The sequence below is a fragment of the Streptomyces peucetius genome, assembly GCF_025854275.1.
Lineage (GTDB): Bacteria > Actinomycetota > Actinomycetes > Streptomycetales > Streptomycetaceae > Streptomyces > Streptomyces peucetius_A.
In genome coordinates this window covers 7011359-7027018 of sequence record NZ_CP107567.1, presented here as the reverse complement: position 1 = coordinate 7027018, position 15660 = coordinate 7011359, and the positions used below count along the sequence as shown (strand labels likewise).

The 15660-nt window shown below is 70.6% G+C and carries 14 protein-coding genes and 1 tRNA gene; 5 read left to right on the top strand and 10 right to left on the bottom strand.

Annotated features, from left to right (window positions below; genetic code table 11):
* The 4 genes from OGH68_RS31720 to OGH68_RS31705 form a co-directional block, all read right to left on the bottom strand.
* On the bottom strand, positions 1 to 1986 hold the full coding sequence (locus OGH68_RS31720) for a substrate-binding domain-containing protein (protein WP_264248815.1): 1986 nt from the start codon (positions 1984 to 1986) through the stop codon (positions 1 to 3).
* Complete coding sequence (locus OGH68_RS31715; protein WP_264248813.1) at positions 1976 to 3514, bottom strand: sugar ABC transporter ATP-binding protein; 1539 nt, start codon at positions 3512 to 3514, stop codon at positions 1976 to 1978. Before OGH68_RS31715 ends, OGH68_RS31720 begins: the two co-directional genes overlap by 11 nt.
* Positions 3511 to 4536: a LacI family DNA-binding transcriptional regulator gene (locus OGH68_RS31710; protein WP_264248811.1), complete on the bottom strand. Its 1026-nt coding sequence runs from the start codon at positions 4534 to 4536 to the stop codon at positions 3511 to 3513. The genes OGH68_RS31715 and OGH68_RS31710 overlap by 4 nt, the downstream gene beginning before the upstream one ends.
* 204 nt (positions 4537 to 4740) lie before the next feature.
* On the bottom strand, positions 4741 to 5169 hold the full coding sequence (locus OGH68_RS31705; RefSeq protein WP_264248810.1) for a DUF2809 domain-containing protein: 429 nt from the start codon (positions 5167 to 5169) through the stop codon (positions 4741 to 4743).
* 277 nt (positions 5170 to 5446) lie between these two features.
* Between OGH68_RS31705 and OGH68_RS31700 the strand changes: the two genes are divergently transcribed.
* The 4 genes from OGH68_RS31700 to OGH68_RS31685 are packed head-to-tail and all read left to right on the top strand — an operon-like array spanning position 5447 to position 8459.
* On the top strand, positions 5447 to 5836 hold the full coding sequence (locus tag OGH68_RS31700; RefSeq protein WP_264248808.1) for a hypothetical protein: 390 nt from the start codon (positions 5447 to 5449) through the stop codon (positions 5834 to 5836).
* The gene (locus tag OGH68_RS31695; RefSeq protein WP_264248807.1) at positions 5836 to 6687 is read left to right on the top strand and encodes a hypothetical protein; all 852 of its coding nucleotides are present in this window, start codon (positions 5836 to 5838) and stop codon (positions 6685 to 6687) included. Before OGH68_RS31700 ends, OGH68_RS31695 begins: the two co-directional genes overlap by 1 nt.
* Positions 6688 to 6723: 36 nt before the next feature.
* Positions 6724 to 7914 (top strand): hypothetical protein, encoded by a 1191-nt coding sequence (locus tag OGH68_RS31690; RefSeq protein WP_264248806.1) that lies wholly within the window; start codon positions 6724 to 6726, stop codon positions 7912 to 7914.
* A complete protein-coding gene (locus OGH68_RS31685; protein ID WP_264248805.1) occupies positions 7911 to 8459 on the top strand; it encodes a hypothetical protein in 549 nt (182 codons plus the stop codon). The genes OGH68_RS31690 and OGH68_RS31685 overlap by 4 nt, the downstream gene beginning before the upstream one ends.
* Before the next feature lie 114 nt (positions 8460 to 8573).
* Here OGH68_RS31685 and OGH68_RS31680 read toward each other — a convergent pair.
* Positions 8574 to 8661: transfer RNA gene (locus tag OGH68_RS31680), tRNA-Leu, on the bottom strand.
* A gap of 164 nt (positions 8662 to 8825) precedes the next feature.
* On the opposite strand from OGH68_RS31680, the gene OGH68_RS31675 reads away from it, so the two are divergent.
* Entirely contained in the window at positions 8826 to 10145 is a 1320-nt protein-coding gene (locus tag OGH68_RS31675; protein WP_264248804.1) for a DUF2254 domain-containing protein, read from the top strand.
* Positions 10146 to 10218: 73 nt separating this feature from the next.
* Here OGH68_RS31675 and OGH68_RS31670 read toward each other — a convergent pair whose 3' ends face one another.
* From OGH68_RS31670 to sucC, 5 genes are all read right to left on the bottom strand, one after another.
* Entirely contained in the window at positions 10219 to 10890 is a 672-nt protein-coding gene (locus tag OGH68_RS31670) for a class F sortase (protein WP_264248803.1), read from the bottom strand.
* Positions 10891 to 11007: 117 nt separating this feature from the next.
* Complete coding sequence (locus tag OGH68_RS31665) at positions 11008 to 11499, bottom strand: sortase (protein ID WP_264248802.1); 492 nt, start codon at positions 11497 to 11499, stop codon at positions 11008 to 11010.
* A 245-nt stretch (positions 11500 to 11744) separates the two neighbouring features.
* A complete protein-coding gene (locus OGH68_RS31660; RefSeq protein WP_264248801.1) occupies positions 11745 to 13286 on the bottom strand; it encodes an aldehyde dehydrogenase family protein in 1542 nt (513 codons plus the stop codon).
* A 180-nt stretch (positions 13287 to 13466) separates the two neighbouring features.
* Positions 13467 to 14369 (bottom strand): succinate--CoA ligase subunit alpha, encoded by a 903-nt coding sequence (gene sucD / locus OGH68_RS31655; protein WP_264248800.1) that lies wholly within the window; start codon positions 14367 to 14369, stop codon positions 13467 to 13469.
* A gap of 69 nt (positions 14370 to 14438) precedes the next feature.
* Positions 14439 to 15566, bottom strand: coding sequence for an ADP-forming succinate--CoA ligase subunit beta (gene sucC, locus OGH68_RS31650; protein WP_264248798.1), 1128 nt, complete (start codon positions 15564 to 15566; stop codon positions 14439 to 14441).
* Between the last annotated feature and the right edge of the window lie 94 nt (positions 15567 to 15660).

Below are 15660 nucleotides of genomic sequence, written 5' to 3'. Positions count from 1 at the left end.
TCACGAGAAGTCGGCGACGTTCGCTGCGGTGACCACCTTGACGGGCACCTTCACCGTGCTCTCGACCTCCTTGCCCTGCGCGGCCCTGACCGCGTTGCGCACGGCGATCCTGCCGAGCTCGGCCGGCTGCTGGGCGACCGACGCGTACAGCGTGCCCGCCTCGACCGCCTTCAGGCCGTCGGGGGTGCCGTCGAAGCCGACGACGGACACCGACTTCCCGGCCCGGCTGCCGAGCGCCTTGACCGCACCGAGCGCCATCTCGTCGTTCTCCGCGAAGACGCCGTCGACGCCGGGGTTGGCCTGCAGCAGGTTCGTCATGACGTCGAGGCCCTTGGTGCGGTCGAAGTCCGCGGGCTGCTTGGCGAGCACCTTGATGCCCGGGTAGTCCTTGAGACCCTCGGCGAAGCCCGCGCCGCGCTCGCGGCTGGCGGACGTGCCGGCGGTGCCCTGAAGGATCACGATCTCGCCCTTGCCGCCGAGCTTCTCGGCCAGCGTCTTCGCGGCGAGCCTGCCGCCGGCGACGTTGTCGGAGGCCACCAGGGCCTCGGTCTCCGCCTTGTTGACGCCGCGGTCGGCGGCGATCACCGGGATCTCGGCCTTGTTGGCGCCGCGCACGGCCGGGCCGACCGCGTCGGAGTCCACCGGGTTGACGATGATCGACTTCACTCCGGAGCTGGTGAAGTTCTGCAGCTGGTTCGCCTGCTGGGAGGCGTCGTTCTGGGCGTCGGTGACGGTGAGTTCGATGCCGGCGGCCTTCGCCTCCGCCTGCGCACCGTCCTTCATCTGCACGAAGAACGGGTTGTTGAGTGTGGACAGCGACATGCCGATCCGGGTCGTGGTGGACGACGAGCCGGGGTTGAGCAGGGTGACGGCACCGACCACGGCCGCGACGATCACCGCGGCGATCGCGAACTGCGCCGCGCTCTTCTTCTTCCCCCCGTTCCCGGCGCTCCCGCCCCCGCTTCCGGTCCCGGCGGCCGCGGAGCCGCCGCCTGCGGATCCGGCGCGACGGCGCAGTGTGTCCAGCAGCACCGCGAGGGCGATGACGACGCCGATGACGACCTGCTGCCAGAAGGCGGAGACCGACAGGAGGTTGAGGCCGTTGCGGAGCACGGCGAGGATCAGCGCGCCGATCAGGGTGCCGGACGCCTTGCCGACGCCGCCCGCGAGGCTGGCGCCGCCGATGACGACCGCGGCGATCGCGTCGAGTTCGTAGCCCTGCGCGGCCTGCGGCTGCGCCGAGGCGAGGCGGGAGGCGAGGACGATACCGGCGACGGCGGCGAACAGGCCGGACAGTGCGTAGATGACGAGCTTCTGCCGCTTGACGCGCAGGCCGGACAGACGGGCGGCCTCCTCGTTGCCGCCGATGGCGTACATGGAGCGGCCGATGTAGGTGCGGCCGAGGATCAGGGCGGTGATCAGGCCCATCGCGATCATCACGAGGACGGGCACCGGCAGCCAGCCGCCGAGGGTGTCGCCGAGGGAGGAGACCGACTCGGGGAAGGCGATGGGGCTGCCCTGCGAGATGACGAGGGACAGCCCGCGGCCGATCGACAGCATGGCGAGCGTCGCGATGAACGGCGGGAGCTTGCCGTACGAGACGAGCGCGCCGTTGACGAATCCGCAGGCCAGTCCGGTCGCGACGGCGAGTATGACGGCCAGCCACACCGGCACGCCTTCGCTGGTGGCCGTCCAGGCGAGCACCGTGGCGGAGAGCGCGGCGATGGAGCCGACGGACAGGTCGATGCCGGCCGCGACGATGACGAACGTGACGCCGAACGCGAGGATCGCGGTCACGGCGGCCTGTACGCCGACGTTGAGCAGGTTCTGGGTGCTCAGGAAGTCGCCGGAGAGCAGCGACATCGCGACGAGCAGTACGACGAGCGCGGTGAGCGCGCCGTTGTCGAGGAGGATGCGGCGCAGTGCGGCACCTCCCGTCGAGGCGCCGCTCGCACCCGTGTCGTTCTTCAGCGTGTCAGTGGCCACGGGGGCTCTCCTCTTCGTTCACTGCGGTGTTCGTCGTGGGGTTCGCGGTGACGGCGAGGGCCATGACCGCGTCCTGGGAGGCTTGTTGCGCGTCGAGTTCGCCGGCGATCCGGCCCTGGGCCATGACCAGCACCCGGTCGCTCATGCCGAGCACCTCCGGCAGGTCGCTGGAGATCATGAGGACGGCGTGCCCGGAGGCGGTGAGCTCGTTGATGAGCTGGTAGATCTCGACCTTGGCGCCGACGTCGATGCCCCGGGTGGGCTCGTCGAGGATGAGCACCCGGGTGTCGGCGAGCAGCCACTTGCCGATGACGACCTTCTGCTGGTTGCCGCCCGACAGGGTCCGTACGTGCTGGCCGAGACCTGCCATCCGTACACCGAGCTGCTCGGCGATCCGCGCGGCGGCGGTGCGTTGGCCCTTGAGGTCGACGAGCCCGGCGCGGGTCGCCGAACGCAGGGTGACCAGGCCCAGGTTCTCCTGCACGGACGCGTCGAGGACCAGGCCCTGGCCCTTGCGGTCCTCGGGTACGAGGCCGAGGCCGGCACCCATCGCGGCGGTGACGTCGTGCGTGGGCAGGGCCCGGCCGAGGACGTCGACGCTGCCGCTGTCGTACGGGTCGGCGCCGAAGACGGCGCGGGCGACCTCGGTGCGGCCGGCGCCGACGAGTCCGGCGAGGCCGACGACCTCTCCGGCCCGCACCTCGAAGCTGACGTCGTGGAAGACGCCGTTACGGGTCAGTCCGCGGACGGAGAGCAACGGCTCGCCGGTCTTCGGGCGTTCGCGCGGGTACTGCTGCTCGATGGAGCGGCCGACCATGAGCCGTACGAGCTCGTCCTCGGGGGTCGAGGCGGGTACCTGGTCGACGGAGCGGCCGTCGCGCAGGACGGTGACGCGGTCGCCGAGTGCGGCGATCTCCTCGAGGTGGTGGGTGATGAACACGATGCCGACGCCGTCGGCGCGCAGCTGCCGGACGATCCGGAAGAGCTTGTCCACCTCCTCGGAGGTCAGGACGGCGGTCGGCTCGTCCATGATGAGGACGCGGGCGTCGAGGCTGAGGGCCTTGGCGATCTCCACCATCTGGAGGCGGGCGATGCCCAGTTCACGGACGCGCGCCCGGGGCGAGACCCGCACGCCGACACGGTCGAGAAGCTTCTGCGCCTCCGCCTCCATCGTCCTGCGGTCGATCATGCCGAAGCGCCGCGGCTGACGGCCGAGGAAGATGTTCTCGGCGACCGTCAGGTCGGGCACCAGGTTGAACTCCTGGTAGATGGTGGCGATGCCGAGACGTTCGGCGTCCTGCGCGCCGTGGATGCGGACCTCGTGTCCCTCGGCGAGGATGCGCCCGCTGTCGGGGCGGTAGGCGCCCGAAAGCATCTTGATGAGGGTGCTCTTGCCTGCTCCGTTCTCGCCGAGGAGGACGTGCACTTCGCCGCGGCGCAGGTCGAAGTCGACGGAGTCGAGGGCGACCACGCCGGGGAACGTCTTGCGGATTCCTTCGATGCGCAGCAACTCGTCCTGGCTGCTCACAAGTTGCTCCTGTTCGGGGAGGGGGTGGAGGGCGTCTCGCCGCAGGAGCGGCGTACGACGAGGCGGGCGGGGAGGGTCACGGACTGCGGGGGCCTGCCCTCGATCAGGTCGACCAGTGCCCGTACGGCGGCTCTGGCCAGGTCGGCGACGGGCTGCGCGATCGCCGTGACCGGCGGATCGGTGTGGACGAACCACGGGATGTCGTCGAACGCGGCGAGGGCGATGTCCTGAGGGACGCGCAGGCCCCGGGCGCGGACGGCGTCGAGTGCGCCGAGGGCCATCAGGTTGTCGGCGGCGAAGACGACGTCGGGCATCTCGGGCAGCGCGAGGAACTCCTCGGTGACGCGGCGGCCGCTGTCGGCCTGGAAGTCGCCCTGCCCGATGTACGCGTCGGGCAGGGGCAGCCCGTACTCCCGCAGCGCCTCGCGGAAGGCCTCGACGCGTTCGTGGCCGGTGGTGGTGGCCGCCGGGCCGGCGATGATGGCGAGCCGGCGGTGGCCGAGGCCGTGCAGATGGGCGACCAGGTCGCGGATCGCCTGCCGGCCGTCGGCGCGGACGACGGGGACGTCGACGCCGGGGATCCAGCGGTCGACGAAGACCATGGGCGTCCGGCCACCCGCCGCGTCCACCATCAGCGGGGAGCGTCCGTCGGCGGGCGACACGAGCAGTCCGTCGATGCGTCGTTCGAGGAGCGTGCGGACGTGATGGTCCTGGAGGTCGGGCTCCTCGTTGGCGTTGCCGATGATGACGCTGTAGCCGAGGGTGCGGGCCTCTTCCTCGACGAAGCGCGCCAGCTCCGTGAAGTACGGGTTGAGGACGTCGCTGATGACGAGTCCGATGGTGCGTGTCTGGTCGGTGCGCAGCGACCGGGCGACGGCGTTGGGACGGTAGCCGAGCGCTTCGACGGCGGCGAGGACGCGGGCCCTGGCGTCAGGGCTGACGGACGGGTGGTTGTTGAGCGCCCGCGAGACCGTGGCGACGGACAGCCCCGCCGCAGCGGCGACATCCTTGATGCCGGCCATGTCCGGACCACCTCCTTGTGGTTTCCGTGAGCCTTCGCGCCATGGGCCGATGAACCCATGGAAACGTTTACACGAGGAGATGGAAACGTTTCCATGACCTGGAACGCAAGACTCCGGAAGCGGCCGAGATCAGATCGTGACGCGCGCGCTCATCTGAGCGCAACCCTCCGGCGGCGCCTCCGGGTGGCGCCGGGGCGAGCGGCGTCAGGAGCGGGCGGCGGACGCCGGGGCCGGCCGAGCCCGGCGGCCGGCGAGCGCACGGCGGCCGCACCACCCCGCGGCCGCGCCCACGGCGTACCAGAGGAGGTCGGGCGCGTTGAAAGTGGAGCCCAGGACGAGCCTGGCGACGACACTGCGCCGGGACAACTCGGCGGGCACATTCGTGAGTTGCAACAGCTCGACCGCCCAGCTGAACGCCAGCGCCGCACCGGCGGCCGTCAGCGGCCGCAGCCGGGGGGCAACGAGAACCACCAGGGCGAGGATCAGGACGGTGTACAGCGCGTCCCCCGCGTGTTCGGCAACGCTTCCCCCCAGCAGCGCCCTGACCCCGAGTCCCACGGCCACCGTCAGGACCGCCGCCACGGCGGCCGCCCACCGGGTTCGCGGGGCGCCGCCGATTCCCTCAGAGATCATGCCGCTCACCCTAGGACGTTCGCGCACCACCAGACACACCCGTTCTCGTGCAGCAGTCCGCGCCAACAGGCCTCGCCGCAGACGGGACCGCTCTGCCGGCAGCCCGTCCGGGAGCCCTGCCGGGACTGCCAGTTGCTAGGTTGACACTCGGCATGAAAGATCGAATCTTGTTTCGCTCCTGAACAGGAGAGCGGACAGCACGGGGGAGGGGGCCTGAATGGCCTGGGACGAGTGGGAGTAACTCAAGAGCGAGGCCGCTGACGGAGGTTCGACGGCAATGCACCTCAACGGCCTCCCGGCCGAGGGGGGCGGTGCGTCCTCCGGTGGCCCTGAGCTGAGGGCCAGTCAGCAGGACCTCGCGGCGGTCGGTGACGCAGCGTTCCGGCTGTTCGACAATCTGGGCAAAAATGGCCGTGACGCCTGGTCCATCAGCCAGACCGCCGCCAAGGACCTGAGCACCCAGGGTTTCGCACTGGGCGGAGCGCTCAATCATGTGCAGGACAAGTGGGAGAAGCAGCTCAAAACCCTGTTGGACGCCTGTGCCCACATCTCCAACCACATGGACTACACCAAGGGCGCCCACGCCGGTGACGAGTACCACATCCACAGCGTCGTGAGCAGTATCGCGACACTTGACGCCGGATTCACGGAGAGGACGCAGCGCTGATGGACCTCGAGACGCTGCGCCACGCGAGTTTCACTCAGCTCAACCAGGCGATCACGGCCTGGAAGGGGGTGGTGGACAAGCTCAAGACGCTGGAGACGGATGCCCGTGACGATCTCAAGGCAAAGGCTGACAGGGCCAACTGCGCGGGTGCGAACGCGACGGTCTCGCGTGAGTTCGTCACCAAGACCGCAGGCGAGTTCGGCGACGCCCACACTGAGGCCAAGTCGATCCATGACATCCTGCGGGGCACCCGCGACGAGCTCGAAGGCTACAAACTGGGGCTCGATCAGGCCTTGGAGCGGGGCCGCAAGAAAAACCTCACGGTGACCCCGATCGGCGGCGGCGGCTTCACCGTGACGGTGATCCTCCACCCGGACCGTGCCGCGAAGGGCCACGAAATCCCCGACCATTCACCGCAGGATGCGGAGCACCTGCGGGACGATGTCCAGCGCATCCTGAACCGTGCGACGGAAAGCGACTCGACGGCGGCGACCGTGCTGCGCGCCCTGGTCGACCAGGCTGAGTACGGTTTCTCCGGCGCCTCGTACGGCGACCGGGACTCCGCGATCGAAGCGCTGCGCAAGGCGGAAGAGGCCACGAAGCTCATCGAGGAGCACGGCGACGAGATGTCGCCCGAGCAGTTCCAGAAGCTCAACGGGCTGCTCGCCTCGTACAGGAACGACCCGCTGTTCCAGGAAAAGTTCGCCACCCAGGTCGGCCCGAAGGGCATGCTGGAGTTCTGGGCGGACCTGTCCAGCCCCGACAACCCGAACGAGCTGACCCGCACCCAGCTCGACCAGCTCGGCGAGTTCCAGAAGAACCTCGGTACGGTCCTTGGCGGCGCGACCTAGTCGGACAGCCCTGCGATGCGGCAGGGGGAGAACGACATGCTGAGGCTCTCCGGGGAGCGCTACCAGACGCGTAACGGCACCGTCTCGGGCTACCAGGTCATGAGCAACCTCATGCGCACCGGCGACTACGACGACCAGTTCCTCACCCGGTACGGCAACGACCTGGTCGCCAAGGAAAAGGAGTTCAAGCTGCCGGACAAATTCTGGAATGCGTTGCCGATGCCCAAGCTGAACTTCATCGGCGACTCCGAGTTCGGCCGCGACCCGATGAACGGCTTCCTCACAGTTCTGGCCAACAGCCCGGACGCCTCGACGGACTTCTTCAACGCGAAGGAGCCACAGGACAACGCGCAGTGGGTGCTCAAGGACCGGCCGTACTTCGACGACTCACCGCTGGACGACGGGCCGAACGAGGCGAAGGACGCCGCGGGCAAGGCCATGTTCGCGGCGGTGTCGGGGGGCACCGACCCGGAATCCGGTGCGAAGTTCGCGGAGCACACCACCGAGCAGCGGGAGGCCATGAAGCGCTCCCTGGCCATCCTGGCGAGCACCGGCAACGACTTCCCGCCGGAGATGCGCGACAGCATGGCGTACGCCATGGGCAACCACGGTGACTGGGTGCACAAGGCGATGAGCAGCCCCCTCGTCGAGCATGAGCTGGACTCGGGGCAGCTGATGGAGGTCAGCAAGCAGATCTCGCGGAACCGGGACGATTACCAGACCCTCACCCAGGTCATGCACCAGTCGATGGTGGCCGACATCCTCACCGAGAAGGCCCACCCCGAGGACAGCCTCGACCGTGCCGGCCGCACGGTCGGCTTCCTGGAGGAGGCCCGCTACCAGGCGACCAACACCGACAAGGGAGAGGCCCTCGCCGACGCCTCGTGGGAGAAGTCGTGGAGGTACCACATCGTGGGCGGTCTCCTCACGCCGTGGCACCCGGCCGGCGACGCCGTGCAGCGAGGTGTGGACCTGATCACCGCGAAGATGCTCGAGGACGAGCAGAACAGGATCAACAACCAGGCTACCGCCGATCACACCGAGACATACGCCAACCGCCGCCGGGAGCTGCAGTCACTCGCTGACGTCTGGTACCAGCAGAACAAGGACTGGGCGGAGGACCCGACACACGAGGGCTACTCCAAAGACCAGGGCGCCTACTCCCAGATCGAGGGCTCTGCCAACGACGGCAACAAGAAGGCCGAAGGAGTGGCAGGCATCCAATGACGAAAGCACGCCGCCGATCGGCGGCTCTCGCAATCACCGCGTGCCTCGCACTCTCCCTCGCGGCGTGTGGGGGCGGCCGGGAGTACACCGTCCCAGAAGAGGCCTGCGGGGTCACGCTCGACGAGACGAAGCTCGACCCCTTCCTCTTCGACGGCAAGAAACTCAAGGTCACCGGTGAGTCCCTGATCGAGACGGGAGAGGACACACGCGGCCACTGCGAGATCCGGGTGGACGGCAAGAAGGTGATCTGGATCCGGGTCAGCAAAGTGGACAGACTCTACGACCCGATGGATCCCTCCGAGGATTTCCGGTTCCGCAACCGCGAGAAGCTGAACGATCTCCCTTTCGCCGGGTTGGGGGCGCTGGGCGACGCCAGCGCCATGGTCAACACCGGCTGCGGCGGTCCGAAGGCGGACCACATCAGCGTGCTCGTGACCGTCGACGGCCAAGCCGGGGGTGACGTCGACGAACGCCGCAAGCAGATCGAATCCTTCATCGTGGACTTCGTGCCGAAGGTGAAGAAGCAGCTGGGCTGCACCGTCTGACCGGGACGCGCCCCACGGCCGGCTCCCACGCGAGTCGGCCGTGAGCGCGCGGTGGGACGATCCGCTCCGTGCCGTCGAAAAGCAAAAAAGACCCCAGCTCGGCTGGGGTCCTGCTGGTGTCCGAGGGGGGACTTGAACCCCCACGCCCGATAAAGGGCACTAGCACCTCAAGCTAGCGCGTCTGCCATTCCGCCACCCGGACCGGTGGTCGGCCCCGGTTTCCCGCGGCGACATGGACAACAATACCAGGGCTTCGAGGTGCCTCTCACCCGCATATTGCGTGGTCAGGCACGCCGGCGAGCCGGTAAACGGGCCCTGCACAGCGTGTATCCGTACGGATGCGCCGCGTGAGACTACGGTCGGGGCGTGAGCCTTCGTACCCACCGGCAGCCGCGGCCGATGTCCCCGCTGCGCGAGCATCTGCGGGACACCTTCTGGTTCGCCCCGACCGCGGCGCTCGTGCTCGTCTTCGTGCTGTGGCTGCTGGCCGACGCTGTCGACGCGGCGCTGCTGGAGTCGCTCCGCCGGGACCGCGACTTCGACGCCGTGCACACGTTGATCACATGGGCGGAGGACGCCAGGACGATCGTGACCACGATCGCTTCGGCCATGATGACCTTCATCGGTGTCGTGTTCAGCATCTCGCTGGTCGCCGTGCAGATGGCGGCGGGGAACTTCAGTCCCCGCGTCGTACGGATCTTCATCCGGAGCCGGATCAGCAAGGCCACGTTCTCCGTGTTCCTGGCGACGTTCCTGCTGTCGCTGCTGGTGCTGACCTCCTACGACAGCGAGAAGGACCCCGAGCTGGTCGTCTCGGTGCCGCTGCTGCAGAGCGCGCTGACACTGCTGATGGTGGGGCTGAGTCTGCTGCTGTTCATCGCCTATGTGACGCAGACGCTCCAGCTGATGAGGGTCGGGCCCGTCGTGGACCGGGTGACGAGGGAGTCGTTCCGGGTGCTGGAGCGGATGCCGGCGCACGGCACCGACGGGGCGCCGCTGCCCGAGGAGGTCGCGACCGCCTTGCACCGCGGGAGGTCGGGAACGCTGCGGGACGTGCATGTGTCCCGGCTCGTACGGGTCGCCCGCCGCAAGGACGTGGTGCTGCGGCTCGTTCCCCGGATCGGGGACTTCGTGGTGCCGGGGACCCCGGTCATCGCCGTGCACAGCGACCGGGGACGGCAGAAGGATCTGCCGGCGGGTCAGGTGCTGCAGTCCTCGGTGTCCGTCGGCATGGAGCGGACGTTCCATCAGGATCTCGGATTCGGTCTGCGGCAGTTGTCCGACATCGCGCTGCGGGCGCTGTCGTCGGCCGTCAACGATCCGACCACCGCCGTGCAGTGCGTCGACCGGATCGTGCAGTTCCTGGCGGCAGCCGCGCGCCGGCCGCTGGGGGCCGTGCACCACCGCGACCGTGACGGCGTGGTGCGGCTGGTGCAGGAGGGCCCCGGGTGGGCCGATCTGGTCGATCTCGGCTTCGCGGAGATCCGCGGTCAGGCCGTCCGCGACCCGCAGGTGTCGCGGCGGCTGATGGCCGCGTTCGACGACCTGCTGCGGCTCGTGCCGGCCGAGCGGCGCGAACCCGTCGCCCGGCACCGGGCCCTGCTGGTGCAGGCGGTGGAGGGGACGGTGCCCGAGTCGGCCGAGCGTGCGTTCGCGCTGCGGCCCGACCGCCAGGGCATCGGATGAGCGACACGATCACCGGGGGCCCGGGTGAGCCGCCGGCTCGCGTCGTCGGCGGCGCCCGGGCGGCCGGGGCCGGTTACCGGACCGCGCTCAGGGTGGCGTAGACGACGACGTTGCCCTGGTAGCCGGTGCTGCTGGAGTAGTCGCCGCCGCAGGTGATCACCCGCAGTTCGGGCCGGTCCGAATCCCCGTAGACCTGGTCGTCGGGGAAGTCGCTCTTGTCGTGGACCTCCACGGCGTCGACCGAGAAGACCGCCGTTCGTCCGTCCTCCCTCACGACCTCGACGGTGTCCCCCTTGGTGAGCGCCCCGAGCCGGTAGAAGACACCGGGCCCCATGGGGGTGTCCACGTGCCCGGCGGCAACGGCCGTCCCCACCGCGCCGGGTGCCGTACCGGCGCCGTACCAGCCGGCCAGGCCGGGTTCGTCGGCGGGCGGTGGGAGCAGCGCACCGGTGTCGTCCAGTTCCAGTCGCGTCATGGGGGCGTTCACCCCGATCGCGGGGATCATCAGCCGGACGGGATCCGACTCGGGCAGCGGCCGGACCACGGTGCGCACCGGCGCGGCGTGCGGCGCGGGCAGGGCGGAGGAGGACCGGGCCTGGGCGGACGAGGGCTGCGGCGGGTGGTCCTCCCGCACTGCGACGGCCAGGAGCAGGATGCCCGCGATCGCCGCGCAGGCGAGCGCCTTGAACGAGGGAAGCCAGGACGCCGGTTCTCCGGTGGTCCTCGGCCGGGGACCGTTCTCCATCGTGGCGGGCCTTTGTTCGGCGGAGGGGACGGGGGCGGCAGGGGACGGGGCGCCCCCGCGGCCCCCGGCCACCGCATCGGTGGCAGGGGGCCGGGGGCCGCGGGAGGGGGACGAGGTTCAGGCGGCGACGCCGCCCGTACGCCGCCGCGTCCGGGCCACCGCGCCGGCGACCGCTCCGGTGAGCAGCACACCGCCCAGCGCGAACTGGGCCGTCCGGCCCGTCGCGTCGCCGAAGCCCGCTTCGACCGCGCCGCTGGGGCGGCCGGAGATCTGGTATGTGCCGGTGACCTTGGTCCTCGGAGGGCACTTCAGGGTGACGGTGTCGCTGCCGGACTCGGCGTCGTCAGGGACCCGGAACTCGCCCACCAGTACACCCTTCCGGTCGCCCTCCAGCAGGTGGAACGGCCCGCCGGCCTCCGACTCTCCCTTGCCGTAGGTCTCGTCGCCGCAGGCGGTGGTGGTGACGGTGACCGTGGCCCCCGGCGCCACCCGCTGCTCGCTGATGCTGATGCTCCCGTCGTCCTCTGCGGCGGCCGCGGCTGCCGGGAAGGACAGGACGAGAGCGCCGAGGACCAGGGCGGCCGGGAGACCGGCACGTGCGATACGCATGAATTCCTCCAGTGGTGCTGTGTCCGGCCTGTCTGCGCGGTGCCTGTGCGGTGCTGCTCGCACGAGGCAGCCGACAGTTAGTGATCACCACAACGGGACAGACCGACACCTGGCCGTCACCCGGTAGGAGCGCGGGGCCGACTCCTTCCGCACCGTTGTCGCAGGTCGCCGCATGCAGCGCACGGCGGCGGACACGACAACGGTGTGGGCAAACGGCCCAAGGCCGCTGCGGGTCCGGCCGGTGGTCAGGCGTTGAGCTGGTACTCGGGGAAGTTGCCCGGCAGCCGCTCCCCCGCCGGGCCCTCGGTCACCGCCCGCACCAGCAGTTCGCCGCCGACGAACGCGCCGCGCCACGACGCGCCGAAGCCGCCGAAGAGCTCGTCGCGGTCGCCGCGCGAACGGGGCTCGTTGTGGCCGGTCTTGAAGGCGCGGATCTGCGGGGCGAGGCGCTGGAAGGCCGCCGGGTCGTCGGTGGAGAGGGTGGCGACGAGCGCACCGCCCGAGGCGTTCATCGCGGCGAGGAGTTCCGCCTCCGTGTCGACGAGGACGATCGTGTCGACCGGGCCGAAGGGTTCGGCGTGGTGCAGCGGTGAGGACGGGGGCGGGTTCAGCAGGGTGACCGGGGGGAGGTAGGCGGAGGTGTCCTGGCCGGGGAGGAAGTGGCCGCCGGCGAGGGAGCCCCGGTGCAGGGGGACGGCTCCGCGGTCGATCGCCTCCGCGACCTGGTCGGCCAGTTCCTTGGCCTTGGCCGCGTTGATGAGCGGCCCGAAGTCGAGGGCGGGCAGCGGGTCGTCGGGGTGTTCGACGGCGAGGGGGTGGCCGGTGCGGATCGAGCGTACGGCGGGCAGGTAGGCGGCGAGGAAGTCGGCGAACGCCTCGCGCTGGACGACGAACCGGGGGTAGGCCGTGCAGCGCTGCTTGCCGTAGTCGAAGAGTTTCGGGACGGCGGCGGTGAGCGCGGGCCAGTCGGTGTAGTTCCAGACGCCCCAGGTGTTGAGGCCTTCCTGTTCGAGGATGTGGCGCTTGCCGAGGTCGGCGACGGCGGTGGCGATCCGCGCGCCGGTGTCGCGGCCGCCGACGAAGGAGACGCAGCCGATCTCCGGGGAGCGGACCAGTGCCTCGGAGAGCTCGCCGCCGCTGCCGCTGACCAGGGTGAGCGGTACGCCTTCGCGGGCGGCGAGCGCGCAGGCGAGGGTGAGGCAGGCGACGCCGCCGTCGGTCGGGGCCTTGGCGATCACCGCGTTGCCGGCCAGCGCCTGGACGAGCATGGCATGGACGAGGACGGACATCGGGTAGTTCCAGCTGGCGATGTCGGACACCGGGCCCGGGAGCGGTGAACGGCCTTCCAGCATGGGTTCGATGCCCTCGACGTACCAGCGCACGCCGTCGATCGCGCGGTCGACGTCGGCCTGGGCGAGCCGCCAGGGCTTGCCGATCTCCCACACCAGCAGCAGGGCGAGCAGTTCCCGGTGCTCGGTCAGCGCGTCGAGCGTGGCGCCGACGCGGGCGCGGCGTTCCGGCAGCGGTATGTGCCGCCAGGCGCGGTGCTGGTCGAGCGAGGCGCGGACGGCCTGCCGGGCGGTGGCCGCGTCGAGCCGGGGCGGGCCGGCTACGGGGCTCTGGTCGACGGGGCTGGTGGCGGGGAGGGCTCGGCCGTCGGCGTGCCACCGCCCGGCCCAGAGGTTGAGGACGCGGTCGCCCTGGAAGGCCTCGGGGGCGGCGGCGAGGCAGCGCTGCCAGGCGTCGGTCCAGGCGGTGCCCGGCTTGAGGGTGAGGGTGGGTGCCATCAGGGTGAACTCCGCTCGTGAGTCGTACCGGTCGGTGCCGGGTCGTACGGGGCGGGGTCGTACGGGGCGGGGCGGGGTCGTGCGGGGCCGGGGTGTGGGCGGCGGGGGCGGCCGGCGCGCACCCGCCGGCCGCCCCCGGGTCCGCCCCGTCGGCACACCCGCCGACGGGCGGAGGTGGTCTCAGCCCTCGGTCTGCCGGGTGAGCTCCGCGAGGCGGGCGAGCACCAGCCGGGAGGTCTCGGTGGGCGTGGAGCCGACCCGTACGCCGGCCGCTTCCAGTGCCTCCTTCTTGGCCCGGGCGGTGCCGCTGGAGCCGGAGACGATCGCTCCGGCGTGGCCCATGGTCCGGCCCTCCGGCGCGGTGAAGCCCGCGATGTAGCCGACGACGGGCTTGGTGACGTGCTCGGCGATGTAGGCGGCGGCGCGTTCCTCCGCGTCGCCGCCGATCTCGCCGATGAGCACGATGAGGTCGGTGTCCGGGTCCTGTTCGAAGGCGGCGAGGCAGTCGATGTGGGTGGTGCCGACGACCGGGTCGCCGCCGATGCCCACCGCCGAGGAGAAGCCGATGTCGCGGAGCTCGTACATGAGTTGGTAGGTCAGTGTGCCGGACTTGGAGACGAGTCCGATACGGCCGGGCTCCGCGGCGATGTCCGCGGGGATGATGCCGGCGTTCGACTGGCCGGGGCTGATCAGGCCGGGGCAGTTGGGCCCGATGATCCGGGTGCCGCGCTCGGCGGCGTACGCCTGGAAGGCGACGGCGTCGTGGACGGGGATGCCCTCGGTGATGACGACGGCGAGCCCGATGCCGGCGTCCGCCGCCTCGATGACGGCGGCCTTGGCGAACGGCGGCGGTACGAAGACGACGGTGACGTCCGCGCCGGTGGCCGTCATGGCCTCGGCGACGGTGCCGAAGACGGGGACGGCACGCTCGTCGAAGTCCACGACCCGGCCCGCCTTGCGGGGGTTGACGCCGGCGACGACGTCGGTCCCGGACGCCAGCATCCGGCGGGTGTGCTTCATGCCCTCGGCCCCGGTCATGCCCTGGACGAGGATCTTGCTCTCCTTGGTGAGGAAGACGGCCATGGTTCCCGGTCCTTTCTTCTGGATCGGTTCTCCCCCTGGCTTCGGCCGGGGGGACCCCCACCGGGGTGGTCAGATGGCGAGGTCGGCGGCGCGGCGGGCTGCGCCGTCCATCGTGGTGGCCTGCTGGACCAGGGGGTGGGCGCGCTCGTCGAGGACGGCGCGGCCGCGGGCGGCGTTGTTGCCGTCGAGCCGTACGACGAGGGGTTTGGTGAGGCGTACGGAGTCGAGGGCCTTGACGATGCCTTCGGCGACGGCGTCGCAGGCCGTGATGCCGCCGAAGACGTTCACGAGCACGCTGTTGACGTCACGGTCGGAGAGGATGACGGACAGCCCGTCCGCCATTACCGCCGCCGAGGCACCGCCGCCGATGTCGAGGAAGTTCGCGGGCCTGGCACCGCAGCCGGCGACGACGTCGAGGGTGGACATGACCAGTCCGGCTCCGTTGCCGATGATGCCGACGGTGCCGTCGAGCTTGACGTAGTTGAGGCCCTTGGCGGCGGCCAGCGCCTCCAGCGGATCGTCGTGCAGGGTGCTGTCGTCGCCGCCCCAGCGCGAGTGCCGGAAGCGGGCGTTGTCGTCGAGGGTGACCTTGCCGTCGAGGGCGAGGATGTCGCCGGCCGTGGTGCGCACCAGCGGGTTGACCTCGACCAGGAGGGCGTCCTCGCGGACCAGAACCTGCCAGAGCGAGCGCAGTACCGGTGCGGCCCGGGCCGGCAGCCCGGCGGCAGCCGCGATCTCGGCGGCCTTCGCGTCGGTGACGCCCTCCGCGAGCGGGACGGGGATGCGGACCACCGCTTCGGGGCGGGTGGCCGCTACCTCCTCGATGTCCATGCCGCCTTCCGCGGAGGCGATGGCGAGGAAGGTGCCTGCGGCGCGGTCGAGGACGTAGGAGATGTAGTACTCGGCGTCGATGCCGACGGGCCGCGCGAGCATGACCCTGCGCACGGTGTGGCCCTTGATGTCCATGCCGAGGATCTGCCGGGCGGTCACCTCGGCGGCCGCGGCGTCGGCGGCGAGCTTCACCCCGCCGGCCTTGCCCCGGCCGCCGGTCTTCACCTGCGCCTTGACGACGACCCGGCCGCCGAGCCGCTCGGCGGCCGCGCGGGCCTCGGTGGCGGTGTCGGCGGTCTCCGCCTCCGGTACGGGGATGCCGTACTCCTCGAAGAGTTCCCTTGCTTGGTGCTCGTACAGATCCATGCCGGGCTCCCAGTGCTTCGTCCGAAACGAATGAAAGTGCCGCACGCCCCCTGGACACCACCCACCGGATGCGGGATAACAAGCTTCATACAGT